Genomic DNA, 26,245 nt, shown 5'->3' with positions numbered 1-26,245 from the left:
CCGGTGACGTCTTTCCCTATCCAAGCGCAAGGCGCTGGAGCGGGCAAGGGGAAAGTGGAGAAGCGGGGTACCGGTGTTTCGTTCAGAACACCGGCGCCCCGGTGTGTTAGAGCGTGGGCGTCCAGGTGAGCGACAGCAAGCCGGTGCGGCCTTCTTCGCGGTAGCCGTAGCGGCCGTCCATCCGGCCGTAGGTGGTGCTGAAGTAATCGCGGTCCAGGAGGTTGTCCACCTTGGCTTCCCAGCGCAGTTCCGGGGTCATCTGCCAGCCGGCGCGGACGCCCAGGACGCCGTAGCCCGGTACTTCGATGGTGTTGGCGGCGTCATCGAAGCGCTGGCTGACCAACTGCCAGCCGAGCCCGGCCGAGAAGTCGCCGAACTCGCGGTCCAGGTAGAGGCTGAAGGTGCGTTTGGCGCGGCGTTGCAGCGTGTGCCCGCTGTCGCGGTCGCGCGGGTCGATGAGGCCGGCGCTGAGGCGGGTGTGCCAGCCGAACAGCGTCTGGTTCCAGCTCGCTTCGAGGCCGTTGATGCGGGCGGTGGCGACGTTCTGCGGGATGAAGTTTTCATCCAGGGTGATCATGTCGCGGATGTCGGTCCGGTACAGCGAGACGTCGAAGCTGCCGTCGTTGGCGAGCTGATGGCGCCATTGCAGTTCGTAGGTCTTGGAGCGCTCCGGTTTCAGGTTGGGGTTGGCGCTGGCGAAGCAGCCGAACGACGAGCAGAAGTCGGGGAAATACAGGTCGTTGAAGGTCGGCGCGCGGAAGCCTTCTCCATAGGACAGCATCACCTCGTCCAGTGTGCCGACCGGTACGCGCAGGGCGGCGTTCCAACTGTTCTCGCTGCCGAACTGCTCGTTCTTGTCGTGCCGCAGGCCCAGTTCGGTGCCGAACCACTCGTCCTGGTAACGGTGCTGGATGAAGGCCGCCTGGTTCCAGCGCTCGGTCTCGTTGAAGGCCGTGGTGCTGTGCAGTTTGTCTTCGTACCAGTCGAGGCCGGCCAGCAGTTGGTGCTGCTCGGTGAGCTGCAGGGTGTTCTGCCAAGTGGCGGAGTCGCGGTAGGTGTTGAAGGTGAAGTTGCCGAAGGGGTTGGTCGGGTCACTGGTGTCGCGCTTGTCTTCGCTGTGGCCGAGGGACAGCTTGCTGGTCCAGACGTCGTTGAACCGTGCCTGGAGATAGCCGGACGCGCTGCTCAGCAGGAAGTCGTCGCTGGGCTGGCCAGAGGCGAAGGCGTTGGCGTCGTCGTATTCGGCCTGGCCGCGCTGGTCGAGCACAGTCAGGCCCGCTTCCAGGCTGTCGTTGAGCTGGTGGCTGAGGCTGAAGCTCAGGGCGCGGTTGCGGAAGGCATCGCGGTCGGCGTCGCCGCCGAGGTTGTCGCGGGTCCGGTCGATGCCGCGGGTGTCATCCATGCTGGCGCCGAGGTTGAAGGTGGTGGCGGCGTCGCCACCGGAAAGCCCGAGGCTGCGCTCGAAGGTGTTGTGGCTGCCGGCCGCGATCCGCAGGCGGGGCTGCAAGCCGGGTTCGCCCCGGCGCGTGAAGATCTGCACCACGCCGCCGATGGCATCGGAGCCATAGAGCGACGAGCGGGGGCCGCGGGTGACTTCGACCCGCTCGATCTGGTCGATGGCGAGGAATTCCAGGCTCGGCGTACCGCTGGAGGCGCTGCCGATCCGCTGTCCGTCCACCAGTACCAGGGTTTGCGCGGGTGAGGTGCCGCGCAGGAACAGGCCGGTCTGGCTACCGCGTCCGCCGCTCTGCACCAGCGACGAGCCCGGCACCCGCCCCAGCAGTTCCGGCACGCTGCGCACCTGCAGGCGCTCGATGTCCTTGCGGGTGAACACGGTGGTGGCGGCGGTGGCCTGGCGCTGCGGCTCCACCTGACGGCCGGAGGTGACCACCAGGGCGGGGAGCTTGAGGGCGTCGTCGTAGGTTTCGGGTTCGGCAGCGAAGCCGGTGACAGGCAGCAGCGCAACGGCCAGGGTGAGTCGGGACAGTTTCATGGATCAACCTCAAAAGTGGGAAAGACTTTCGAGGAGGGCAGGCAAGGGCGGACGCAGGGCGCCGACGCTTGACGATGCTGCCCTCCGCAACATCGTTCGCAGTCGATCGAGGCAGGTCTCCGGGCTGCCGGCGCCTACGCTCCCACCTTCCCGAGCGGCGTGCTCAGTGGCGATCGGGAGCGCAGCGATCCTGGGGATCGCGGCCGGTTACCGTTGCGGGGGCAGCGCAGGCATCGCCGGATGGCTCACCTGCTTCCCTTTTCACGCCTTTGGCCTTTGCGGCCTAGGGCGACCTCGGTCAATCACGCCCGCCGCCTGGATGGTGGCGGGTAACGCACAATCAATCGTTCGATCTGGCCAGGCGCGCGCGCACCGCAGCTTCGATGCCGACGGCGTCGAGGCCGCACTCGGCGAGCATCTGGGCCGGCTTGGCGTGCTCGACGTAGTAGTCGGGCAGGCCCAGGTTGAGCACCGGGACGCGCAGACCCTCGCGGGCCAGGAATTCATTCACCGCACTGCCGGCGCCGCCCATCACGGCGTTTTCCTCGACGGTCACCAGCAACTCGTGGCTGTCTGCCAACTGGCGTACCAAGGCCTCGTCCAGCGGCTTGACGAAGCGCATGTCGGCGACGGTCGCGTCCAGCCCTTCGGCCACTTTGAGCGCATCGGCGAGTTGCACGCCGAACACCAGGAAGGCCACGCCCTGGCCCTGGCGGCGGACGACGCCCTTGCCGATTTCCAGCGGCTCCAGGCCGGGCTCGATGGCGGCGTTCGGCCCGCTGCCGCGCGGGTAGCGCACGGCGGCCGGGCCTTCGAACAGGTAGCCGGTGGTGAGCAGGCGGCGCATCTCGTTCTCGTCGCTGGGGGTCATCACCAGCATGCCGGGGATGCAGCGCAGGTAGGAGAGGTCGAAGCTGCCGGCGTGGGTTGGGCCGTCTTCGCCCACCAGGCCGGCGCGGTCGATGGCGAACAGCACGTCGAGGTTCTGCACCGCGACGTCATGGACCAACTGGTCGTAGGCGCGCTGGAGGAAGGTGGAGTAGATCGCCACCACCGGCTTGGCGCCTTCGCAGGCCATGCCGGCCGCCAGGGTGACGGCGTGCTGCTCGGCGATGGCGACGTCGAAGTAGCGCTCCGGGAAGCGCTCGCTGAAGGCGACGAGGTCCGAGCCTTCCTTCATCGCCGGGGTGATGCCCATCAGGCGGGTGTCGGCGGCGGCCATGTCGCACAGCCACTGGCCGAACACGTTGGAGTACTTCGGCCCGCCGGCCTGTTTCGGCGCCGCGCCCAGGGGCTCCAGCTTGGTGATCGCGTGGTAGCCGATGGGGTCGACTTCGGCCGGGGCGAAGCCCTTGCCCTTCTTGGTGATCACGTGGAGGAACTGCGGGCCTTCCAGGTCGCGCATGTTGCGCAGGGTGGCGAGCAGGGTCGGCAGGTCATGGCCGTCGATGGGGCCGATGTAGTTCCAGCCCAGCTCTTCGAACAGCGTGCCGGGGACCAGCATGCCCTTGGCGTGTTCTTCGGTCTTGCGGGCGATTTCCCAGGCGCCGGGCAGGCGCGAGAGGACCTTCTTGCTGCCTTCGCGCATGCTGGCGTAGGTGCGGCTGGAGAGGATCTTCGCCAGGTAGTTGGACAGCCCGCCGACGTTGCGCGAAATGGACATGTCGTTGTCGTTGAGCACCACCAGCATGTCGGCCTTCACGTCCGAGGCGTGGTTCAGCGCCTCGAAGGCCATGCCAGCGGTCAGCGCGCCGTCGCCGATCACCGCCACGCTCTTGCGCTTGCTGCCTTGCAGGCGGGCGGCGATGGCCATGCCCAGGGCGGCGCTGATGGAGGTGCTGGAGTGGCCGACGCCGAAGGTGTCGTACTCGCTTTCCGAGCGGCGCGGGAAGGCGGCGATGCCGTCCTTCTGGCGCAGGGTGCTCATGCGTTCGCGGCGGCCGGTGAGGATCTTGTGCGGATACGCCTGGTGGCCGACGTCCCAGACCAGCCGGTCGTCGGGTGTGTCGAAGACGTAGTGCAGGGCGATGGTCAGTTCGATCACGCCGAGGCCGGCGCCGAAATGCCCGCCGGTCTGCCCGACCGTGTACAGCAGGTACTGGCGCAGCTCGTCGGCGAGCACCTCGAGCTCCGCCTCGCCCAGCAGACGCAGCTGCTGCGGGGTGTCGGCACGGTCGAGCAGCGGCGTTTCGGGGCGCTCGCGGGGGATCTCGTGGAACGTCTTGGGCATCAGGCGGATCGTTATAGGCGTAAAAGATGCGGCAGTTTACCCGATGCATACATCACAGCCCAAACGTCCCGTCACCGAGCGGTCAGGCAGGGTAGTGGCGCGCGAGAAAGTCCAGCAATAGCGCGTTCACCCGCTGCGGCTGTTCGCCTTGCAGCCAGTGGCCGCAGTTCGGCAGGCGGTGTTGTTCCAGGCGCGGTACGACGTCGGCCATGCGTTTGAGGGTGTGGGCTTCCAGGCGGGCCACCGGGTCGTTGTCGCCGACCAGGAACAGCGTCGGCGGTGTCACCAACTGGCCGGCGAAGGGGGCGGTTTCCTCCCGGTTGCGTTCGAAGTTGCGGTACCAGTTGAGTGGGCCGTGGAAGCCGCGCGCCAGGCTCTGCCGGTAGGCGTCGAAGGTGTCGGCGTCGCACCAGGCCGGTAGCGGCGGGTGTGCGGGGAGGCCGTCGAACAGGCCGTGGCCGGCCGGGCGGTCGTGCAGCAGGGGCCGGTCGAGTTCGCCGAGCAGCAGGCGCAGGCTGCGTTCGATGTCGGCATCCAGTTCGGCTTCGGCCACGCCCGGTTCCTGGAAGTGCAGGATGTAGTTGAAGCGTCCTGCGCTGGCTTCGCGGATGATCTCGGTGGCCGGGCGTTTCGGCCGTCCGCCGTAGGGCACCGAGAAGGCGCCGAGGGCCTGGACCCGCTCCGGCGCCCGCAGCGCCAGGTGCCAGGCGACCACCGCGCCCCAGTCGTGGCCGACCACGCAAACCGTGCGTTCGCCCAGGGTGTCCATGGCGCCGAGGATATCATCGCACAGGGTCAGCAGGGCGTAGGCGCCGATCTCCCGTGGCGCGCTGCTCTGGCCGTAGCCGCGCATCTCCGGGGCGTGTACCCGGTAGCCGGCGGCGGCCAGCGCGTCGATCTGCGGGTGCCAGGCGTACCAGCACTCGGGGAAGCCGTGCAGCAGCCAGACCGGGCGGCCGTTCGCCGGGCCGGCCGAGTAGAGGCTGAGCTGGATGCCGTTGACGTCGAGCCGTTGGTGTTCGTAGTCGCGCATGGGGTTCACCAGGTGTCGATGAAGGGGCGTTTCTTGCCGTCCCAGCGTGGCGGTTGGGGCACGGAATTGAGGCCGCGTATCAGCCAGGCGCGGGTTTCCGCCGGGTCGATCACGCCGTCGATTTCCAGGTAGCTGGCCATGTTGAGGCCCTTGCCTTTGTCGTAGGCCTTGGCCACCAGCTTGTCGAACAGCGCCTGGCGGGCCGTCTCGTCCGGCTGGGCCGCCAGCTCCTTGGCGAAGCCCAGGCGCACCGCGCCTTCCAGGCCCATGGCGCCGAATTCGCCGGTGGGCCAGGCGAGGGTGAACAGCGACGAATGGAAGCTGCCGGCGGCCATGGCCTGGGCGCCGAGCCCGTAGCCCTTGCGCAGCACCACGGTGAAGAACGGCACCGTCAGGCTGGCGGCGGCGACGAACATGCGCGAGACGTGGCGCAGCGTGCCCTGTTTCTCCGCCTCCGGGCCGACCATGAAGCCGGGGGTGTCGCAGAGCGACAGCAACGGGAGGTCGAAGGCATCGCAGAGCTGCATGAAGCGTGCGGCCTTGTCGCCGGCAGCCGAGTCGATGGCACCGCCCAGGTGGGCGGGGTTGTTGGCCAGCAAGCCGAACGGCCGCCCTTCGATGCGGACGAGGGCGGTGATCATGCCCGGCGCGAACTGCCGGCGCAGCTCCAGCACCGAGCCGCTGTCGGCGAGGGTTTCGATGAGCTGGCGGATGTCGTAGACACGCAGGCGGTTTTCCGGGATCGATTGGCGCAGCAGGCGCTGGTCGGCGCACTGCCAGTCGTCGAGCGGGCCCTGGAAATAGGACAGGTATTGCCGCGCCACCCGCACCGCGTCGGCCTCGTCCTCGACCAGCACGTCGATCACCCCGTTCGGCGCCTGCACGCTGACCGGGCCGACCTCTTCCGGGGCGAAGCGGCCGAGGCCGCCGCCCTCGATCATCGCCGGGCCGGCCATACCGAGGCTGGCATCCTTCGCCGCGATGATCACGTCGCAGCAGCCGAGCAGCGCGGCGTTGCCGGCGAAGCAGCGGCCGGAAACGATTCCCACCAGCGGCACCAACCCCGACAGCCGGGCCATGCCGACGAAGGTGTGGCAGTCGAGGCCGGCGACGCCGACGAAATCGGTGTCGCCCGGCCGCCCGCCGCCACCCTCGGCGAACAGCACCAGCGGCAGTCGCCATTGCTCGGCGAGTTGCAGCAGGCGGTCGGTCTTCTTGTGGTTCATCACCCCCTGGGTGCCGGCGAACACCGTGTAGTCGTAGGCCAGCGCCATGCAGCGTGCCGCCTCGGCGCCGAAGCGTTCGGCGTTGACCGTGCCGATGCCGGCCACCAGGCCGTCGGCCGGGCTGAGCTGCAGCAGTTCTTCCGCCGAGCGGCGCCGGCGCTGGGCGGCCAGGGCGAGGGCGCCATATTCGTTGAAGCTGCCCGCGTCGAGCAGGTCGGCGAGGTTTTCGCGGGCGGTGCGCTGCCCAGTGCGGCGCCGTTTCGCCACGGCTTCCCGGCGGCGCTCATCGCGGGTCAGGGCGTGGCGTTCGAGGACCTCGGCGAGGTCGGCGCGGATGTGGTCGAGGTCGAGCTGCTCTTCGCTGGCCAGCGCCGGGCCGTCCACGTCCGCCGGTTCGAGAAACAGCAACGCGGTGCCCTCGAACAGGCTGGCGCCGGGTTCGGCGGCCAGCGCCCGGACGATGCCGCTCTGGCGGGCCTTGACCACGAATTCCATCTTCATGGCTTCCAGCACCGCCACCGTCTGGCCCACGGCGACGGCGTCGCCGACCTGTACGTCCAGGCTTACCAGCACGCCCTGGCTCGGTGCCGCCAGCGGCAGGCAGCCGGGTGGGGCATCGGCCTGGTGCGGGCGGGTTTCCGTAGCGGCCTCGACGGGGACATACAGGTGCGGGTGGGCCTGCGCCTGGGGTGCCAGCAGTTCGGCGATGTGGCGCTCGATGAAGCGGGTGTCGACCCGGTTGTCCGCCAGCTCGGGACGGCGCAGCAGGTTTTGCAGGAAATGGATATTGCTCGCCACGCCTTCCAGACGGAACTCGCAGAGGGCGCGGTAGGTGCGGCGCAGGGCGGAGGCATGGTCGTCGCCGTGGACGATCAGCTTGGCCAGCAGCGAGTCGTAGCTCGGGGACGTGGTGTAGCCGGCGTAGCCGTAGCCATCGACGCGGATGCCCGGCCCGCTCGGCGGCTCATAGGCGGCGAGAGTGCCACCGCTGGAGCGGGCGCTGCCGTCCGCCTGCATGCTTTCCAGGTTGATCCGCAGTTGAATCGCGCTGCCACGGGTCGCCGGCGGCTGCGCCAGGCCCAGTTCGTCGAGACGGGCGCACGCGGCGAGGCGCAGCTGGGCGTGCAGCAGATCGACGCCGGTGATGGCCTCGGTCACGGTGTGTTCGACCTGGATACGCGGGTTGGCCTCCATGAACACGAAGTCGCCGCGCGCCGCGTCCACCAGGAACTCGAAGGTGCCGATGCCCTGGTAGTGGGTGGCCTCCGCCAGGGTCAGGGCGGCGTCGAGGATGCGTTGGCGCAGCGCGGCGTCGAGGCCCGGACTGGGGGCGAGTTCGATGAGCTTCTGGTGGCGCCGTTGCAGGCTGCAATCGCGTTCCCATAGGTGGGTGACACGGTGGCCGTCGCCGATCACTTGCACCTCGATGTGCGGGGCATTTTCGATCAGCCGCTCGACGTAGAGGTCGCCATTGCCGAAGGCCGTGCGTGCTTCGGACTGGCAGCGGGCGTAGGCCTCCTCCAGCTCGCTCGCCTCGCGGACTGCGCGCATGCCGCGCCCGCCCCCACCGGCCAGGGCCTTGAGCATGATCGGCCCGTCGGCGAGAAAGGCGCGGGCGTCCTCCAGGCGGGTCGCCCGGTTGCTGCCGGCCGCCAGCGGCACGCCGCAGCGCTCGGCCAGCTCACGGGCCCTGGCCTTGTCGCCGAAGACTTCCAGCACCTCCGGCGCCGGGCCGATGAAGCGGATGCCGGCCTCGGCGCAGAGGCGGGCGAAGGTCGCGTTTTCGCTGAGGAAGCCGTAGCCGGGATGCAGGGCGTCGCAGCCCTGGGCCAGGGCGATGTCGATCAGTTGGCGCATGTCCAGATACGCTGCCGCGCCGCGTCCGGCGAGCGGCACGCTGAGATCGGCCTTGCGGGTGTGCAGCGAGCCGGCGTCGTCTTCGGCGTGCACTGCCACGCTGCGGATGCCCAGCTCGGCGGCGGCGCGGGCGATACGGATGGCGATCTCGCCACGGTTGGCGATCAACAGGGCGGCAAAGGGCATGCGACGGCTCCGGCGTCTCTTTTTGTTAGAGAGTCCAGCTTAGGAGGCCATCGAGGGATCGGAAACCAAGCCCAACCCGCCGAATACGCGGGTATTCAGCGGTCAGCAAGGGTAGGGCGGATCAGTTGCGCCGTTCGACGATGAAACGCGCCAGTTCGCGCAGCGGCTCGGCGGCATCGCCGAAGGCACGCAGGGCGTGCAGGGCCTGGTCGCGCAGGTCTTGGGCATAGGCCTTGGCCGCGTCGAGGCCGAGCAGGGCGGGGTAGGTGGGTTTGTCGTTGGCCTGGTCCTTGCCCTGGGTCTTGCCCAGGGTGGCGGTGTCGCTTTCCACGTCGAGGATGTCGTCCTGCACCTGGAATGCCAGGCCGATAGCCTGGGCGTACTGGTGCAGGGCTTTCAGCGCGATGTCGTCGGCCTGGCCGCTGGCCAGGGCGCCGAGCTGCACGCTGGCTTCGATCAGCGCGCCGGTCTTGTGCCGGTGCATGGTTTCCAAGGCCTGGCGGTCCAGCTTGCGGCCTACCGAGCCGAGGTCGATGGCCTGGCCGCCGACCATTCCGGCCGGGCCGGCAGCGCGCGCCAGGGCGGTGATCATCGCCAGGCGCAGTTCGATTTCGCGCGGGTTGCCGCGCGGGTCTGCGAGCACTTCGAAGGCCAAGGTCTGCAAGCCATCGCCGGCGAGGATGGCGCAGGCTTCGTCGAACGCCTTGTGGGTGGTGGGCTGGCCACGGCGCAGGTCGTCATCGTCCATGGCCGGCAGGTCGTCATGGACCAGCGAGTAGGCGTGGATCAGCTCCACCGCGCAGGCCGCGCCGTCGGCCCGGCCGACATCGCCGTCGAGGGCTTCGCAGGCGGCGTAGACCAGCAGCGGACGGACCCGCTTGCCGCCGTTGATCACGCTGTAGCGCATGGCTTGGTAGAGGCGCTCCAGCTCCGGGTGGGAGGGCTGGAACAGATTGGCCAGGGCGGCATCGACACGCGCCTGGCAGCGCGCCTGGTAGGTCTCGATCATGCGTCGGAATCCGTCTCGAAAGGCGCTTCCTCCAGCTCGCCGTCGCGCTCGAGGAGAATCTGCACCTTCTGCTCGGCCTGGCTCAGCGCGGCCTGGCAGTCGCGGGTCAGGCGGATGCCCTGCTCGAAGGCGGTCAGCGAGTCTTCCAGCGACAGCTCGCCACTCTCCAGGCGCTCGACCAGGGCTTGCAGGTCGGCGAGTGACTGTTCGAAATCGAGGGCGGCTTTCTTGCGGGCCATGGCGGCGGTCTCGGCGGGTCTGGAACGGGCGCGACACTAGCAGAGCCGCGCCGGACGGGCAAATCGACGGGCGCCCGCTCAGCCGGCGAAATAGGTGGCGTAGAAGTAGTAGAGCGTCATGGCGCTGCCGACCAGGATCACGAAGGCGCGCAGCAGACGCGGCGGCAGCCGTTCGCCGAGGGCGCCGCCGACGTAACCGCCGAGGGTGGCGCCGACCAGCAGGATCGCCAGCTCGCTCCAGCTCACCCGTCCGGCCACTACGAAGGTTACGGTGGCGATGCTGTAGATCACTGCCGAAATGAGGTTCTTCAGCGCGTTGGCGCGGGCCAGCGGATGGCCTTCGATGGAAAAGGCGGCGAGCTGGAGGATGCCCATGCCGGCGCCGAAATACCCGCCGTAGATGGATACGCCGACGTGGGCACCGATGGACAGCGGCGTGTGCGGCGGACGCTCGGCTTCCTGGCGCCGCGCCGCGAGCCAGCGGCTGAGCCAGGGGCTGGCGGCGAACAGGGCGGTGGCGGCGAGCAGCAGCCAGGGGATCAATACGCGGAACACCGAATCGCCGCCGGCAAGCAGCAGCAGTCCGCCACCCAACCCGCCGAGCAGGCCGGCGATCAGCAGCGGCAGCAGGTAACGCCCCAGCGGCCGCAACGAGCCGCGCGCGGCCCAGGCCCCGGCGAGGCTGGCCGGCCAGAGGGCGACGGCGTTGGTGGCGTTGGCGGTGACCGGCGGCAGGCCGGTGGCGAGGAGAGCGGGAAAGGAAAAGAACGTACCGCCACCAGCCAGGGCATTCATGCCGCCGGCGGCGAAGCCGGCGAGGACCAGCAGCAGGAGATCGATCAGGCTCATGGATGGCTCGCACAAAAAAGGTGCAGCTTATCAGTTGTACGAAGTCGCGGGCGAACCTGTATCCACTTTGTAGCAACCGGTAAATTCTGGGTAAACGCCCGCCGCGAAAGGCCGCGCTGTGCTTTGATCGCCATCGGTTTCAGCGAGAGGGGTAGTTATGCGGACGGGATGGAAGGGGATTATGGGCGGTGTGGTCCTGGCAACATTGGCCGCCTGCGGGCAGGCGGCCGACGAGCGACAGCCGCCACCGGACGACGGCAAGCCACGCATGCCGCCGCCCGAGGCTTTCGCGGCCTGCGCCGGGAAAACCGAAGGCGCTGCCGTGTCGTTCACCGGCCGGGACGGCAAGCGGGCGATGAAGGGTGTCTGCCGCGATTTCGACGGCAAGTTGGCGGCTGCGCCGGATCATCCACCGGGCGGCCCCGGCGGCGGTGATCGCGAAGGCCCGCCACCCGGCCCACCGCCGGGTGAAGAAGACGAGTGAGTTGCGATGCCCAGGGCGAGAACCCTGGGCATCGTGCGTTTTGTGGAGCGTTTTTCTCGTCTTCGTAGGGGCGAATTCATTCGCCCAAACCCACCCTCGCCGGACGAATGAACCCGCCCCTACGGTTCGGTCGTAGCCCGGGTAAGCGCAGCGCAATCCGGGAAAACCATGGGGCTCACTTAGGCCGCCAGAGGCGCAGGTAGGCGTCCTCGTAGCTGCTATCCAGCTCGATGGTGATGGTTTCGCTCTGGCGCAGGACCTCGGTGGTGATCAGCAGCGGTTGGGCGACGAAGCCGCTGGGCGGTTCGCCGGCGAAGGCGCGGTTGAGCTCGTCCACCAGTTGCCAGCCATGGGCGCCGAGGGGTTCGGCGATGGTGGCGATCTGTTGCGACAGTCCGGAGTAGATCCGCCCCAGCGCTTTGGAGGAGCCGTCGCCGGCCGAGATGAGGCGGATGTCCTTGCGCCCGAGCCGGGCCAGGGGCAGGTGCATATGGTCGAAATACACGTCGTTGATCGCCAGGGTGTGAGTCCAGGCCGCGCCGAAGCGCTGCTGGAGCTGCTCGACCCGTTTTTCCACGTCCGTCGATGCCCGGGAAATGGCCAGGTCCTCGACACTCAGCACCCGGCAGTTCGGGCAGGCGGCCACACGTTCGGCCATGCGCTGGGACTTGGCGGTGGCGATGGCGAAGTGGCTGTCGGTGAAGATCACCACACCGACCGGGCCATCGCCGATCACCAATTCGGCGGCCATGTCCGCGACCACCAGCGGATCGGTGGTGACATTGCTGAACAGCCATTCGTTCGGTCCCGGATGGTCGCCGGCGTGCCAGCCCACCACGGGAATGTCGCGCTGCTGGAGGAGTTTGGGTGGCGTACCCAGTGCAGCCAGTCCAAAACCCCCCAGCACCACGCCGTCCGGCGCCTCTCGCAGGGCCTGGTCGGCGATACGCCGCAGCTCGTCGGCATCGCCCCGCCCGTCCAGCGCCCGCACCTGCCAACCGAGCAGCTTGGCCGCGCGCTCGAAGCTCCGGTACACGCCCACCACACCGCCGTTGCGGAAGTCGGAGGCGAGGAATATCACCCGCTTGTCCGATACCGCCGCGGGCCCTTTGTCCGGGCCCGACCACTGGCTATGACCTACCGCCACCACCATGCCGAGCAGGCAGGCGAACAGCACATGACGTACGGCGCCGAGTTTCATGGCAGCCCTCTCTCACCGGGAGTCGATGCCACGGCTGGTACTCGTCGGAGGGGCAGTGGCTTTTCGCTGTTAAGCATAGTGGCAGGTGGCAATCATTGCGCTGAGACTTTGGGAGGTCCATTCCAGCGGGGCGTAAGCCTGAAGACGCATCGCGCAGCTGCGATTCGGCCGGGGGAACGACTGACGGTCAGTCAGCGGAGCGGGATGCTGACTACTCTGATTAATCCCACGCCGGATTCGTGGGGCGGATGATGAGTCCTGCCAAGTCGGAGACCATGGGCAATTGTCCGGGCCGCCGGCTGCGACGACAGGACTCCCAGGAGCGATCTCGATAAATCCTGCTCAGGGCAGCTTGTTCCGGTCGCCAGGACCTGTCCATGAGAGCCGAGCGCCTCAGTGCCCTGACTCCTTCGGCCATGTTCCGCATGGCCTCAATCGAAACAAGGAGATCACCATGTCCTTCCAATACAAGCGCCTCGACAAGAACGATGCTGCCGTCTTGCTGGTCGATCACCAGGCGGGGCTGCTCTCGCTGGTGCGGGACATCGAGCCTGACAAGTTCAAGAACAACGTGCTGGCGTTGGGCGACCTGGCCAAGTATTTCAAGCTGCCGACCATCCTCACCACCAGTTTCGAGACCGGTCCCAATGGCCCGCTGGTGCCGGAGCTGAAGGAGCAGTTCCCCGAGGCGCCCTACATCGCCCGCCCTGGCAACATCAACGCCTGGGACAACGAGGACTTCGTCAACGCGGTCAAGGCCACGGGCAAGAAGCAGCTGATCATCGCCGGCGTGGTCACCGAAGTGTGCGTTGCGTTCCCGGCCCTGTCCGCGCTGGAGGAGGGCTATGAGGTGTTCGTGGTCACGGACGCTTCCGGTACCTTCAACGAAATCACCCGTGACGCCGCCTGGCGCCGCATGGAGGCGGCCGGCGCCCAACTGATGACCTGGTTCGGCGTGGCCTGCGAGCTGCACCGCGATTGGCGCAACGACATCGAGGGCCTGGCGGCGTTGTTCTCCAACCACATCCCGGATTACCGCAATCTCATCAGCAGCTACAGCACGCTGACGTCGGCCAAGTGACCGCCTGCCTCGGTGGCCGTGCCTCGGAGCGTGGCTGCCGGGCGTTTTCCCCAGGCAATAAAAAAGCCGGCTTGTGGCCGGCTTTTAGGGGGTAGCTTTGGCTTATTTTTGATAAGCCGCAACTGCCTTCATGATTTCTGCGCGGGCTTCTTCGGCGTTGCCCCAGCGCTCGACTTTCACCCACTTGCCTTTTTCGAGGTCTTTGTAGTTCTCGAAGAAGTGCTTGATCTGCTCCAGGAGCAGGGCGGGCAGGTCGGTGTATTCCTTGATGTCCACGTACAGTTGGCTCAGCTTGTCGTGCGGGACGGCAACCAGCTTGGCATCGCCGCCGGCTTCGTCGGTCATGTGCAGCACGCCGACCGGACGGGCGCGGATCACGGAGCCCGGCGCCACCGGGTAGGGAGTCACGACCAGGACGTCCAGCGGGTCGCCGTCGTCGGCCAGGGTGTTGGGGATGTAGCCGTAGTTGGCCGGATAGAACATCGGGGTCGCCATGAAGCGGTCGACGAACAGGCAGTCGGTGTCCTTGTCGATCTCGTACTTGATCGGCGCATGGTTGGCCGGGATCTCGATAGCGACGTAGATGTCGTTCGGCAGGTCTTTGCCGGCCGGGATCTTGCTGTAGCTCATGGGGCGACTCCCTGGATGGGCCAAAAAAGTGGCCGCGATTATAGGCACATTCCCTGGCCGTTTCCACGACAAAGGCGTACGCCATTGGTCTTGGTTTCGGTGTCTTTGGTTCCCTGCGTTCAGCTCTCTCGATAGTCCGGGTGCTCGGCCTGCAACTGGCGCAGGCGGGCCAGCGGGTCCTGGCGGTAGAAGGCCTTGAGCTGGGCATAGACCGCCGGGTAGGCCTGGTCCAGCAGGTCGGGGGCGCTGAAAAAGTATTCGCTGGTGACGGCGAAGAACTCCGCCGGGTCTTCCGCGGCGTAGGGATCGATGGCGGTTTCCGCGTCCGGATCGCGGTCGAGCTGGGCGTTGAGGTCGTCGTAGGCGGCCTGCATGGCGGCGGCCCAGTCGCCGATGCGCATGTCGCGGTGCAGCGGCGGCAGGCCGTTGGCGTCGCCGTTGAGCATGTCCAGCTTATGCGCCAGTTCGTGGATCACCAGGTTGTAGCCCTCCCAGCCGCCGCTGGCCTGGACGCCGGGCCAAGCCAGGATCACCGGGCCCTGGGACCAGGCTTCGCCGCTGCGCTCGTCGTCCCATTCGTGCTCCACGCCGGCGGCGTCGCGGTGGCGCTGCGGGCTGACGAAATCGTCCGGGTAGAGCACCAGCTCATGGAAGCCCTGGTACCAGTCGAGGTCGGGCAGGTGAAGCAGCGGCAGCTCGGCCTGGGCGGCCAGCAACAGGCGTTCCTCGGTGCCGAGTTCGACGCCGGGGAGGGCGGTCAGATGCTTGCCATGAAGGAAGAGCACACTGCGTTCACGCAGCCGCTGGTCTTCCGCCGCGCTGAGTCCGTCCAGCAGCGGTAGCCGCTGCCGGACCCGGGCCCAGAGCTGCGGGTCGACGGGATGCTTGGCAAGGATGCGCTGGCGGCGCCAGGCACGGAACGACCACATGGAAATGACCTCGGAAACGCGACGCCTGCCACCTTAAGCGGCGCGCCAGAGGCCGGCAAGCGGCACAAAGGCTGCAAGACCGGAGGCGAATCACCTTGTCGAGGAGGGCCGCGATGCTGCTGCAACTCATCGAACATCCCGCCGTCAGCCTGGCCCAGGGCCATGGACTGGATCTTCCGACCCAGGCGGCGCGGGCCCGGGCCACCTGGATGGCCGGACGCCAGGGACGCTCGCCCCTGCTGCTGGTCGCGCTGCTCTGGGCCCGCAATTGCCCCGATGTGGTGCAGGTGCTGGACGATCACCTGGATGCGCTGTTCGCCGACTTCAGTTGCACCCCGGAAAGCTGGAGCGAATCCCAGGCCGCTCGTCAGGTGCTGGCGGCGTTCAATCTGCAGCTATTCCGCAGCGCTCGCGAGGGCGAGGGCGTTGCCGACCTGAGCGCCGGGCTGTTGCTGGTCCAGGCCGGCGAGGCACAGTTTCTCCAGGCTGGCGCCATTGGCTTGCTGCGCTACCAGGGCGGCGCCTTGCAGACCTTGGCCGGGCGCGAAGGCGTGCCATTGGGCGCCCAGGCCGAGCTGGCGCTGGTGCAGCACAACCTGGCGCTGAACCGAGGCGAGGCCCTGTTGCTGGCGCCGCAGCCGTTGCTCGAAGTGACCGATCTGCAGGATTTCCAACGCAACTGCCGGGAACTGCGCAGTGGGCAGTTGTGCACGCTGCTCGAACCTTTCCTGATGGCACCCGGCGCGGCGGTGCTGTTGCTCCCGGGCGCGGCGGACAACCGTCCGCCACCCGCTCCGGTCGAGCACTGGCCGGCCCCGGCCGAGGGGCGGAGTGGCGACTGGCTGGACGGCTGGCAACTACTCGAAGCCTGTCCCTACGGCCCGCCCCGTCGGGTCTTTCGTGCCCGCGACGGCAGTGGTCGTGAGGCGCTGCTGTGGCTGGCCGAAACAGAGGCCGACGAGGCGTTCTGGCAGCGCGAGTGGGTGTTGCGGCGCAGCTCGGTGCCGAGCCTGCCGCGGGTGCTGTCGTCCCATGAGCCGCGGCGCCATGCGTTCCAGTTGTTCGCCCTGGCGGAACCGGGCATGCGCAGCCTGGCCGACTGGATGGCGGCGGGTGGCCCGCTGGAGCCGGAAAAGGTGCATGCCGTGCTGCTCCAGTTGATCGAGGCGGTGCGGGTGTTGCAGCGACGCGGCATGCAGGGGCTGTGGCTGAGCCCGCGGCAAATCCTGATGAATGCGCAGGGGCGTGTGCTGTTGCTGCCGGAACATGCGGCGATCCTGCCGGGTGTCGGACGCCAGCCGATCCCGCCCGATGCCGTGCCGTTGGCGCCGGAGCTGCGCAACGGCCGGCGAGCGGATGGCCGCGCCGATCAGTTCGCCCTGGCGGCTCTGGCCTATTGGCTGCTCAGCGGTCAATGGCCGGAAGTGGCACGGCCGGAGCAGAGCCTGAACGGTCAGTACGTGCCCCTGGCGCGCTTCAACCGGCGCCTGCCGCCGGGGTGGGATGGCGTGTTGGCGCGTGCCCTGGCGCCGCAGGCACGGGTTCGCTTCGAGGCGTTGTCGGAGTTCCAGTTGGCCTTGGAGCGGCCCAAGCCGACCGCTGCCATGCGTCCCCGTCGATGGTCGCGGCGTTGGCGGTTGGCTTTGTTGGCGGTGTTAGGGCTTCAACTGGCGTTCGGGCTTTGGCTGAGCCTGGGGTGATCCATGGGCGAATGAATTCGCCCCTACAGGGCACCTCTAAAAACTACCTGCGTTGTCATCACTGCGTTAAAAACAAGCTCGAATGCGAGCCCAGGCTAGGCGCCCCCATCAAAATGCTCATTTACAGCTCGTAAACTGCGCTTTTTCGCTTGTTTTTGTGGGGCCGCCGAGGCCTTGTGCTGACTGCCTCGCCTACGTTTTTAGAGGTGCCCTACAGAGGGTCGGGCCTGCATCTGTAGGGCCGAATTCATTCGGCCGACGGGGCCGGGGGCGACTAACCCGCGCTTCGCCAGCGGAGCGGGCTCCTATCAAGAGCCCACGGTGGCCGGTCATTCGTCGTTGTTGATCGGCAGCACGTAGTTCTTGAACTGCTTGTCTTCCTTGAATCCGATGGATTCGTAGACCTTCTGCGCCACTTCGTTGTCGGCGTTGGTGGAGACGCGCATGCGTACCGCGTTGGTCTCCTTGGCCATTTTCTTCGCCGTTTGCAGCAGGCGGTCGGCCACCAGTTGGCGGCGGGCCTCTTCGGTGACGTAGATGTCGTTGAGAATCCATACGCGCTTGAGCGACAGGGACGAATAGCTCGGGTAGAGCTGGCAGAAGCCGAGGATTTTGTCCTCGTCGTCCGGCATGGCCAGGTAGATCACCGATTCCTTGCGGCGCAGGCGGGTTTCGAGGAATTTGCGCGACGAGTCGGGGTAAGGCAACTCGCCATAGAACTCGCGGTATTTGACGAACAGCGGGGTCAACTGGTCCAGGTGCTCGAGGGTGGCTTGGACGATGCGCATGGGGAGTCCTCGACGTCATGATGTGGGCTGGCCAAGCAACGCAACTGCTTTGCCATTGCGTTCGATGCTGCATCAAAGGTTGTGGAAAGCGCAATCCAAGCAAGCGTTTGATTACGGATTGAGCGCCCGGAATGAGCCGCCGTCCGCATGTCCGGCGGCTTTTCCGTTCAGGTATCGAGGCTGGGGAGGAGGAAATTGCCGCGTGTCGGTGCGCCGCCTTCGCCTTCCAGGCTGTGCATTTCCGCTTCATCCTTCAGGTTGACCCCGGAGAGCTGTCGCCGGCAGGCCTCGCGCATCAGGTAAAGCAGCCGGTGCGCCGCCATGCCGTAGCTGAGCCCTTCCAGGCGCACGTTGGAAATGCAGTTGCGCCAGGCATCGGTCAGTCCGACCCGCGGGCCGTAGGTGAAGTACAGGCCGAGGCTGTCCGGCGAGCTGAGACCGGGGCGCTCGCCGATCAGGATCACCGTCATCTTCGCCTTGAGCCGTTCGCCGATCTCGTCGGCCACCGCCACCCGGCCCTGGCGGACGAGGACGATGGGCGCCAGCGACCAGCCGTCGCCGGCCATCTGCTCATCCAGGCGTTGCAGGAAGGGTGCGGCGTGCCGGTGGATGGCCAGGGCCGAGAGCCCATCGGCGACGACGATGGCCAGGTCGTAGCCCTCGGGATGGGTGGCGGCGTGTTCATCCAGCAACCGTGCCGAGGCGTCGTCCAGGCGGCGACCGAGGTCGGGACGTTGCAGGTACTGGTCGCGGTCGCCGGCCGCGCTATGCAGCAGCAGGGTTTCCCGGCCACGGGCGGCCAGTTGCCCGGCGAGGGTTTCCGGCTCGAAGGGCAGGTGCACGGCGTCGCGCGCCTGGGCGTGGGCGAACTGGAAATCCAGTTGCGCGCCGGTCGGCAGGCTGGTGCCGGCACGGCCGAGGGCAATCCGCGCCGGGGTCAGGTTGCGCAGTTGCTGCCAGGGATTCTCGGTGGCGGGGGTGCGGTCTTTCATCTCGCGTCTCGCTTCTCATGTAGGGGCGAAGTCATTCGCCCGCGGTGCCGTCAGCCCAACTGCGCCAGCGCTTGGCGGAACGCCGACGGCAGTTGCTCGCCGAGGCACACGCGGCCGTCGCGCTGGATGAGGATGCCCATCCGTTCCAGCCAGGCCTCGAATTCCGGCGCCGGCTTCAAGCCCAGGGTCTGGCGGGCGTAGAGGGCGTCGTGGAAGGAGGTGGTCTGGTAGTTGAGCATCACGTCGTCGGAGCCGGGAATGCCCATGATGAAGTTGATGCCCGCCACGCCCAGCAGGGTGAGCAGCATGTCCATGTCGTCCTGGTCGGCCTCGGCATGGTTGGTGTAGCAGATGTCGCAGCCCATGGGCACGCCGAGCAGCTTGCCGCAGAAGTGATCCTCCAGGCCGGCGCGGATGATCTGCTTGCCGTTGTACAGGTACTCCGGGCCGATGAAGCCGACCACGGTATTCACCAGCAGTGGCTTGTAGGCGCGTGCCACGGCGTAGGCGCGGGCCTCGCAGGTCTGCTGGTCGACGCCATGGTGGGCGTTGGCCGACAGCGCGCTGCCCTGGCCGGTCTCGAAGTACATGAGGTTGTCGCCGAGGGTGCCGCGCTTTTGCGAGAGGCCCGCCTCGTAGCCTTCCTGGAGAATCTTCAGGCTGATGCCGAAGCTGGCGTTGGCCGCCTCGGTGCCGGCGATGGACTGGAACACCAAGTCCAGCGGCACGCCGCGCTCGATGGCCTCTATCGAGGTGGTGACGTGGGTCAGCACGCAGGCCTGGGTGGGAATCTCGTAGCGCTGGATGATGGCGTCGAGCATTTTCAGCAGCTCGGCGATGCCGGCCATGCTGTCGGTGGCCGGGTTGATGCCGATCACCGCATCGCCGTTGCCGTAGAGCAGGCCGTCGAGGATGCTCGCGGCGATCCCGGCCGGATCGTCGGTGGGGTGGTTCGGTTGCAGGCGGGTGGCCATCCGCCCGCGCAAACCGATGGTGTTGCGAAAGCGGGTGATCACGCGGATTTTCTGCGCCACCAGCACCAGATCCTGCACCCGCATGATCTTCGATACCGCCGCCGCCATTTCCGGCGTCAGGCCCGGCGCCAGGGCACGCAGGGCGGCTTCGTCGGCCTGCTCGGAAAGCAGCCAGTCGCGGAAGCCGCCGACCGTGAGGTGGCTGACCGGGGCGAAGGCGGCACGGTCGTGGCTGTCGATGATCAGCCGGGTGACTTCGTCGTCTTCGTAGGGGATCAGCGCTTCGTCGAGGAACTGCTTGAGCGGGATGTCCGCCAGGGTCATCTGTGCCGCGACCCGCTCGGCGTCGCTGGCAGCGGCGACCCCGGCGAGGAAGTCGCCGGAGCGCGCCGGGCTGGCCTTGGCCATGACCTCGCGCAGGCTGTCGAAGCGCCAGGTCTCGCCACCGATGGAATGGGAAAAGCTGGACATAGGGTTCTCCACGACGCCGCGCCGGTCCCGTCGCAAGACCGGCGCGGCGGAGTTGTCACTTGAGCGCCGCTTCGGCCTTTTCGATGGCGGCGAATTCCTCTTCCGGCGTGCCGGCCACCAGGTGGTGACGGCTGTAGAAGGCGAAATAGGCGATCAGCACGCCATAGATGATAGCCGCGCCGATCACCACCCGCGGATCGACGAGGAAGCCGGCCACCACCGCGACGCACGCCAGCACCAGGGCGACGCCCGAGGTGAGGATGCCGCCGGGCGTGCGGTAGGGGCGGTGCATTTCCGGACGGCGCAGGCGCAGCACGATGTGCGCGGCCATCATCAGTACGTAGGAAATAGTGGCGCCGAACACCGCCACCAGGATCAGCAGGTCGCCCTGGCCGGTCAGCGACAAGGCGAAGCCGATGATGCCGGGCACCACCAGCGCCAGCACCGGCGCCTTGCTCTTGTTGGTCAGCGACAGGCTGCGCGGCAGGTAGCCGGCGCGGGAGAGGGCGAAAATCTGCCGCGAGTAGGCGTAGATGATCGAGAAGAAACTGGCGATCAAGCCGGCCAGGCCGACCAGGTTGACGAAGCCGCTCATCCAGGTGGATTTGCCGTAGGCGGTGGTTAATGCCTCCACCAGCGGGTTGCCGGAGGCGACCAGGGTATTGGCGCCGGCGCCGCCCGGACCGACCAGCAGGATCAGCCCGGCGAAGGCCAGCAGCACCAGCATGGCGCCGATCAGCCCGCGCGGCATGTCGCGCTGCGGGTCCTTGGTCTCTTCGGCGGCCAGCGGTACGCCTTCCACGGCGAGGAAGAACCAGATCGCATAGGGGATCGCCGCCCAGATACCGACGTAGCCGAACGGCAGGAACGCACTGGCGCCAGCCGCTTCGGTCACCGGGATGTCGAGCAGCTTGTCCACCGAGAAATGCGGCACCATCCCGACGATGAACACCGCCAGGGCGATGGCGGCGACGGCAGTGATGATGAACATCAGCTTCAGCGCCTCGCCGACGCCGAAGATGTGAATGCCGATGAACAGCACATAGAAGGCCAGGTAGATCATCCAGCCGCCGAGGCCGAACAGCGACTCGCAGTAGGCGCCGATGAACACCGCGATGGCCGCCGGGGCGATGGCATATTCGATGAGGATCGCCGTGCCGGTGAGGAAGCCGCCGAGCGGGCCGAAGGCGCTGCGGGCGAAACCGTAGCCGCCGCCGGCGGTGGGGATCATCGAGGACAGTTCGGCCAGGGCGAAGCACATGCACAGGTACATGGTGGCCATCAGCAGGGTGGCGACGAACAACCCGCCCCAGCCACCCTGGGCCAGGCCGAAGTTCCAGCCGGCGTAGTCGCCGGAAATCACGTAGGCGACCCCGAGGCCCACCAGCAGGACCCAGCCGGCGGCGCCTTTCTTCAGTTGGCGATGGTGGAAGTAATCGGCACTGACCTGCTCGAAATCGGTGCCTTGCCCGACGGGGGCTGCACTGCTTTGTTCAAGAGCCATGGGTTATGTCCTCGTTATGGCCGCACAGGCAGGATGCCCTGCGGTACACGCAAGCGCTTTCGGTGCGCTGGCACCGATCGGAAAGCAACGGCGGTGCCAAGCCGGCGGGCGTCCGGTCCGGCGGCTTGGCAAGGATGGCGCCCGCTTCAGGGCGCAGCGTCCCCGCAAGCTGAAGCCGGGCTTCCATGGCCCAGCTTCAGTCGGAGATGCCTTGAAGGACTAGAAGAAGCCCAGCGGATTGATGTCGTAGCTGACCAGCAGGTTCTTGGTCTGCTGGTAGTGATCGAGCATCATCTTGTGGGTTTCGCGGCCGACGCCGGACTTCTTGTAGCCACCGAACGCGGCGTGGGCCGGGTACAGGTGGTAGCAGTTGGTCCACACACGGCCGGCCTTGATGCCGCGGCCCATGCGGTAGGCGCGGTTGATGTCGCGGGTCCAGACACCGGCGCCGAGGCCGTACTCGGTGTCGTTGGCGATGGCCAGGGCTTCGGCTTCGTCCTTGAAGGTGGTGACGCCCACCACCGGCCCGAAGATTTCCTCCTGGAACACACGCATCTTGTTGTGACCCTTCAGCAGGGTCGGCTGGATGTAGTAGCCGCTCGCCAGGTTGCCTTCCAGCTTGGCCACTCCGCCGCCGGTCAGCACTTCCGCGCCTTCGCTCTGGGCGATTTCCAGGTAGGAGAGGATTTTCTCGAACTGCTGCTGCGAAGCCTGGGCGCCGACCATGGTGTCGGTGTCGAGTGGGTCGCCGCGCTTGATCTGCTCGACCTTCTTCATCACCTCAGCCATGAACGGCTGGTAGATGGATTCCTGCACCAGCGCGCGGGACGGGCAGGTGCAGACCTCGCCCTGGTTGAAGAAGGCCAGGACCAGGCCCTCGGCAGCCTTTTCGATGAAGGCCGGCTCGGCCTGCATGATGTCTTCGAAGTAGATATTCGGGCTCTTGCCGCCCAGTTCCACGGTGCTCGGAATGATGTTGTCGGCAGCGCAACGCAGGATGTGCGCGCCCACCGGTGTCGAGCCGGTGAAGGCGATCTTGGCGATGCGCTTGCTGGTGGCCAGCGCCTCGCCGGCCTCCTTGCCGAAGCCTTGCACCACGTTCAGCACACCTGGCGGCAGCAGGTCACCGATCAGCTCCATCAGCACGCAGATGCCCAGCGGCGTCTGCTCGGCCGGCTTGAGCACCACGCAGTTGCCGGCAGCCAGGGCCGGGGCGAGTTTCCAGGCAGCCATCAGCAGCGGGAAGTTCCACGGGATGATCTGCCCGACCACACCCAGCGGCTCGTGGATATGGTAGGCCACGGTTTTATCGTCGATCTCGGCGGCGGCGCCTTCCTGGGCACGGATGCAGCCGGCGAAGTAACGGAAGTGGTCGGCGGCCAGCGGGATGTCCGCGTTGAGGGTTTCGCGCACCGCCTTGCCGTTGTCCCAGGTTTCGGTGACGGCGAGCAGTTCGAGGTTCTGCTCGATGCGGTCGGCGATCCTCAGCAGGACGTTGGAGCGCTCCTGCGCCGAGGTGCGGCCCCAGGCATCGGCGGCGGCGTGAGCGGCGTCGAGGGCTTTGTCGATGTCTTCGGCGGTGGAGCGGGGGAATTCGGCGATCGGCTGGCCGTTCACCGGAGAGGTGTTGGTGAAGTACTGGCCCTTCACCGGCGGGACGAACTCACCGCCGATGTAGTTGCCGTAGCGCGACTTGAAGGAAACGATGGCGCCGGGGGTACCGGGTTGGGCGTAACGCATGGTGATTCTCCTGGCTCTTGTGTTTATCGGAGAGGGCGCTCGGTGACCTGGGGACAGTCCCCGAGCGGGTGCAATGCCAGGAGCAAGGGCCGGGCCATTCGGCGTAAGGAACCGTGCTAGAGCGTTCGGCAGCGCTTCGCATGACGGCCGCTCGCTCATGCCGTGGCGGAAGCGGGACAGCGAAGGTGACAGTTTGTACCGCCCTCGATACGGTGCATGACTCATTGGTCAGCTCGACGTTGCAAAGCCGCGGGGGCTGGGCGATGCTGATTCGTGGCGCGGGAATCCCGCGTCCCCAGCGGAGAACAATGAGATGCATGCGAATCACCTGATCCGCCATGCGCAGCAGGTTCTGACGGTGGCCCAGGGCAAGGCGCAGGCCAGCGGTCCGGCGGCCGATCCATCGATTGCCCGCTCCTGGCTGCGTTGCCTGGAGCAATACCACCTCGACCCCGCCCTGCCGATGGCGCCCGCGGTGCTGGAACACGGCCGCATGCTGGAATGCCGCGAGCGCCTGCAACAGGTGCTGGAAATCGCCAACGGCGAAATGAACAGCCTGTACCGCCAGCTCTCCGGCTCCGGCCACGCCGTACTGCTCACCGATTCCCGCGGAGTCATCCTCAATTGCGTCACCGCCGCCGCCGAGCGGCCGACCTTCGAGCGCGCCGGCCTCTGGCTCGGTGCCGACTGGAGCGAGGCCCGCGAAGGCACCAACGGCATCGGCACCTGCCTGGTGGAACGCCAGGCGCTGACCATCCACCAGGACGAACATTTCCGCAGCCGCCACACCGGCCTGACCTGCTCGGCGAGCCCGGTGTTCGACCCCTACGGCGACCTGCTCGCGGTACTGGACGTTTCCTCGGCGCGCCATGACGTGTCGCGGCAGAGTCAGTTCCACACCATGGCGCTGGTCAACCTCTCGGCGAAGATGATCGAGAGCTGCTACTTCCTGCGCCGCTTCGAGGGCGAGTGGCTGCTGCGCTTCCACCTGCAGGCCGACTACGTGGGGCTGTTCAGCGAAGGGTTGCTGGCGTTCGACGGCGAAGGGCGGATCAAGGCGGCCAACCAGAGCGCGCTGAACCTGCTCGGCGGTGCCCGCGAACAGTTGCTCGGGCAGCCGCTGGAAGCCTTCTTCGATTGCCGGCTGGACGACCTGCTCGGCCGTGCCAGCCCGCAGCCCGCCGCGTCCTGGCCGTTGCGCACGCGCCAGGGGCGCCTGCTGTTCGCCAGCCTGCGCGGCCAGCCACGCAGCCTGCCGGTACCGCCGCCGGCCGCACCGGTCGACGTGCAGGCGAAGCCCGCCGCATCGGGCCTGTGCCTGGGCGATGAGCGGCTGCGCAACGATTTCCGCCGGGCCCTGCGCGTGTTCGAGCGCGACGTGCCGCTGCTGCTCCACGGCGAGACCGGCTCCGGCAAGGAAGCCTTCGCCAAGGCGGTGCACCAGGCCAGTTCGCGGGCGGGCAAACCCTTCGTCGCGCTGAACTGTGCGGCGATCCCGGAAAGCCTGATCGAGAGCGAACTGTTCGGCTACCGCGGCGGCACCTTCACCGGCGCACGCAAGGAAGGGATGCGCGGCAAGCTGCAACAGGCCGACGGCGGCACCCTGTTCCTCGACGAAATCGGCGACATGCCGCTGGCGTTGCAGACCCGCCTACTGCGCGTGCTGGAAGAGCGCCAGGTGGTGCCCATCGGCGGCGAGGCGCAGACGGTGGACGTGCGCATCGTCAGCGCGACCCACCGGGCCCTGGACGAGCGCGTGGCGGCCGGCACCTTCCGCGAAGACCTCTACTACCGCCTCAATGGCCTGGTGCTGGACCTGCCGCCCCTGCGCGCGCGCAGCGACAAACCGGAATTGCTGGAACACCTGCTGGCCGAGGAAGCGCGCGGCGAGGACATCCGCCTGGAACGCGCCGCCCGCGAGGCACTGCTCGCCTACGACTGGCCGGGCAACGTGCGCCAGTTGCGCAACGTACTGCGCACCCTGGCGGCCCTCTGCGAAGACGGCCGCGTGCGCCTGGACGACCTGCCCACGGAAATCCGCCAGGCCCTCGACGCCAGCCAGGCGGAAGAAACCGCCGTGGGCCCGCTGGAAGAGGCGGAACGCACCACCCTCATCGCCGCCCTCGACAGCCAGCGCTGGCACATGACCCGCACTGCCGAGCAACTCGGCATCAGCCGCAACACCCTGTACCGCAAGCTGCGCAAGCACGGCATCGGGACGCGGGGGTGAGGCCTCGTGTGGAGTCACGCGAGGCGAAACTATCTAGCGCTGGCGTGCCCTTTGGAATGCGGCCTCGTGCAAACCCGCCGCATCGCTCAAGAGCAGGTAGACCGCCGCGAAGGCATCGCCATCCTCCACGGGCTGTTCTCCACACATGAACAGCAGCGCCAGCCGGCGCGCCGCCTCCAGGCGTTGCTGCCCGGCTTCGTAGGGTTCATCTACGGCGAGGTCGGCATCGACGAACAGCACGGGCCGGCCGTTGGCGGCGAAGGTGGGTAAGGGACGGTAGTCAGGCATGGTGCACCTCCAGAACACAGAGGTAACCGGAAAAGACCGTTGCTTGGTGGCTTGCATGGAACAAGCAGGAATAGCGCATTTGTGGCACTCCTTCGTGGAATTAAGGAACCACCGCCAAACCTTCTCACGAGTTTGGAGGCGGACCGTGCGAGGGTGAGAAACCGGCCCACGAAGATGCCGGCCAGGCCGAAGCCTGCCTCACACGGCCCGCCATAGAAATGCGACAGCCTGTGCTTGTCACTCAGGCTGCTCAGCTATGGCGCTACCGCGCCTTCGTGGATTTCAGGTTCTCACACCTGGTCACGGCACCAACCGTGACGCGGCGGACTCTAGCCGCTCAGTGAGCACCAGGCAAGCACCTCACCCTTCACTCTCTCCACCTCACCCACCACCCCTGACACCGCTCGCAAATCCAAACATCCAGGCTTGCCCCAATCTTTGGGATTCGCCCATCCTGCGGCCACGGAACACTCAAGGAGGAGCCACGCCATGTTCCATGCTGCCAACCAACCCCACTTCAGCCTCGCCATCGACAGCCTCGAACACGACCTGCAAGTGCTCGAATTCCACGGCAACGAGGCGATCAGCACGTCCTACCGCTTCACCCTCGG

At 67.2% G+C, this 26,245-nt stretch carries 20 protein-coding genes and 1 riboswitch; of the genes, 4 read left to right on the top strand and 16 right to left on the bottom strand.

The window, feature by feature from the left end:
- Window positions 1–106 precede the first annotated feature (106 nt).
- The 7 genes from PIN01S_RS24425 to PIN01S_RS24395 all read right to left on the bottom strand — a co-directional run bounded on the left by PIN01S_RS24425 (window position 107) and on the right by PIN01S_RS24395 (window position 10,622).
- Window positions 107–1,993, bottom strand: a complete 1,887-nt coding sequence (locus PIN01S_RS24425; RefSeq protein ID WP_084339522.1) for a TonB-dependent receptor domain-containing protein — start codon at window positions 1,991–1,993, stop codon at window positions 107–109.
- Window positions 1,994–2,086: 93 nt separating this feature from the next.
- Window positions 2,087–2,305: riboswitch (cobalamin riboswitch) on the bottom strand.
- A 28-nt stretch (window positions 2,306–2,333) separates the two neighbouring features.
- A complete protein-coding gene (dxs, locus tag PIN01S_RS24420; RefSeq protein ID WP_084339521.1) occupies window positions 2,334–4,223 on the bottom strand; it encodes a 1-deoxy-D-xylulose-5-phosphate synthase in 1,890 nt (629 codons plus the stop codon).
- 82 nt (window positions 4,224–4,305) lie between these two features.
- Window positions 4,306–5,256: an alpha/beta fold hydrolase gene (locus PIN01S_RS24415; RefSeq protein ID WP_084339520.1), complete on the bottom strand. Its 951-nt coding sequence runs from the start codon at window positions 5,254–5,256 to the stop codon at window positions 4,306–4,308.
- 5 nt (window positions 5,257–5,261) lie between these two features.
- A complete protein-coding gene (locus tag PIN01S_RS24410) occupies window positions 5,262–8,525 on the bottom strand; it encodes an acetyl-CoA carboxylase family protein (protein WP_084339519.1) in 3,264 nt (1,087 codons plus the stop codon).
- Between the two features lie 121 nt (window positions 8,526–8,646).
- On the bottom strand, window positions 8,647–9,534 hold the full coding sequence (ispA, locus tag PIN01S_RS24405) for a (2E,6E)-farnesyl diphosphate synthase (protein WP_084339518.1): 888 nt from the start codon (window positions 9,532–9,534) through the stop codon (window positions 8,647–8,649).
- Complete coding sequence (locus tag PIN01S_RS24400; protein WP_084339517.1) at window positions 9,531–9,773, bottom strand: exodeoxyribonuclease VII small subunit; 243 nt, start codon at window positions 9,771–9,773, stop codon at window positions 9,531–9,533. Before PIN01S_RS24400 ends, ispA begins: the two co-directional genes overlap by 4 nt.
- A 78-nt stretch (window positions 9,774–9,851) precedes the next feature.
- A complete protein-coding gene (locus PIN01S_RS24395; RefSeq protein WP_084339516.1) occupies window positions 9,852–10,622 on the bottom strand; it encodes a sulfite exporter TauE/SafE family protein in 771 nt (256 codons plus the stop codon).
- A 181-nt stretch (window positions 10,623–10,803) separates the two neighbouring features.
- On the opposite strand from PIN01S_RS24395, the gene PIN01S_RS24390 reads away from it, so the two are divergent.
- The gene (locus PIN01S_RS24390; RefSeq protein ID WP_090257353.1) at window positions 10,804–11,106 is read left to right on the top strand and encodes a hypothetical protein; all 303 of its coding nucleotides are present in this window, start codon (window positions 10,804–10,806) and stop codon (window positions 11,104–11,106) included.
- A gap of 175 nt (window positions 11,107–11,281) precedes the next feature.
- On the opposite strand, the gene PIN01S_RS24385 is transcribed toward PIN01S_RS24390, so the two are convergent.
- Window positions 11,282–12,307, bottom strand: a complete 1,026-nt coding sequence (locus tag PIN01S_RS24385) for a substrate-binding domain-containing protein (RefSeq protein WP_084339514.1) — start codon at window positions 12,305–12,307, stop codon at window positions 11,282–11,284.
- Between the two features lie 454 nt (window positions 12,308–12,761).
- Between PIN01S_RS24385 and ycaC the strand changes: the two genes are divergently transcribed.
- Entirely contained in the window at window positions 12,762–13,388 is a 627-nt protein-coding gene (gene ycaC / locus PIN01S_RS24380; protein WP_084339513.1) for an isochorismate family cysteine hydrolase YcaC, read from the top strand.
- Window positions 13,389–13,490: 102 nt separating this feature from the next.
- Here the strand turns inward: ycaC and ppa are convergent, their stop codons facing one another.
- Together ppa and PIN01S_RS24370 are read right to left on the bottom strand one after the other, a co-directional pair.
- A complete protein-coding gene (gene ppa, locus PIN01S_RS24375) occupies window positions 13,491–14,018 on the bottom strand; it encodes an inorganic diphosphatase (RefSeq protein WP_084339512.1) in 528 nt (175 codons plus the stop codon).
- Window positions 14,019–14,137: 119 nt separating this feature from the next.
- Complete coding sequence (locus PIN01S_RS24370; protein ID WP_084339511.1) at window positions 14,138–14,947, bottom strand: M90 family metallopeptidase; 810 nt, start codon at window positions 14,945–14,947, stop codon at window positions 14,138–14,140.
- 113 nt (window positions 14,948–15,060) lie between these two features.
- On the opposite strand from PIN01S_RS24370, the gene PIN01S_RS26600 reads away from it, so the two are divergent.
- The gene (locus tag PIN01S_RS26600) at window positions 15,061–16,647 is read left to right on the top strand and encodes a serine/threonine-protein kinase (protein WP_090257355.1); all 1,587 of its coding nucleotides are present in this window, start codon (window positions 15,061–15,063) and stop codon (window positions 16,645–16,647) included.
- Window positions 16,648–16,976: 329 nt separating this feature from the next.
- Here PIN01S_RS26600 and PIN01S_RS24345 read toward each other — a convergent pair whose 3' ends face one another.
- The 5 genes from PIN01S_RS24345 to exaC all read right to left on the bottom strand — a co-directional run bounded on the left by PIN01S_RS24345 (window position 16,977) and on the right by exaC (window position 23,116).
- A complete protein-coding gene (locus PIN01S_RS24345; RefSeq protein ID WP_084339506.1) occupies window positions 16,977–17,435 on the bottom strand; it encodes a GNAT family N-acetyltransferase in 459 nt (152 codons plus the stop codon).
- A 167-nt stretch (window positions 17,436–17,602) separates the two neighbouring features.
- Complete coding sequence (gene eutC / locus PIN01S_RS24340; protein ID WP_084339505.1) at window positions 17,603–18,427, bottom strand: ethanolamine ammonia-lyase subunit EutC; 825 nt, start codon at window positions 18,425–18,427, stop codon at window positions 17,603–17,605.
- 50 nt (window positions 18,428–18,477) lie between these two features.
- Window positions 18,478–19,872, bottom strand: a complete 1,395-nt coding sequence (locus PIN01S_RS24335) for an ethanolamine ammonia-lyase subunit EutB (RefSeq protein WP_084339504.1) — start codon at window positions 19,870–19,872, stop codon at window positions 18,478–18,480.
- Window positions 19,873–19,927: 55 nt separating this feature from the next.
- A complete protein-coding gene (gene eat / locus PIN01S_RS24330) occupies window positions 19,928–21,376 on the bottom strand; it encodes an ethanolamine permease (RefSeq protein ID WP_084339503.1) in 1,449 nt (482 codons plus the stop codon).
- Window positions 21,377–21,595: 219 nt separating this feature from the next.
- Window positions 21,596–23,116: an acetaldehyde dehydrogenase ExaC gene (gene exaC, locus PIN01S_RS24325; protein WP_084339502.1), complete on the bottom strand. Its 1,521-nt coding sequence runs from the start codon at window positions 23,114–23,116 to the stop codon at window positions 21,596–21,598.
- A gap of 313 nt (window positions 23,117–23,429) precedes the next feature.
- Between exaC and PIN01S_RS24320 the strand changes: the two genes are divergently transcribed.
- Complete coding sequence (locus PIN01S_RS24320) at window positions 23,430–25,346, top strand: sigma-54-dependent Fis family transcriptional regulator (RefSeq protein ID WP_084339501.1); 1,917 nt, start codon at window positions 23,430–23,432, stop codon at window positions 25,344–25,346.
- 33 nt (window positions 25,347–25,379) lie between these two features.
- Here the strand turns inward: PIN01S_RS24320 and PIN01S_RS24315 are convergent, their stop codons facing one another.
- Window positions 25,380–25,634: a hypothetical protein gene (locus PIN01S_RS24315; protein ID WP_084339500.1), complete on the bottom strand. Its 255-nt coding sequence runs from the start codon at window positions 25,632–25,634 to the stop codon at window positions 25,380–25,382.
- Window positions 25,635–26,245 lie beyond the last annotated feature (611 nt).

It is taken from the genome of Pseudomonas indica NBRC 103045, from assembly GCF_002091635.1.
Taxonomy (GTDB): domain Bacteria; phylum Pseudomonadota; class Gammaproteobacteria; order Pseudomonadales; family Pseudomonadaceae; genus Pseudomonas_M; species Pseudomonas_M indica.
Note: the sequence above shows the minus strand (reverse complement) of the source record. Positions and strands in the feature narration are given on the sequence as shown.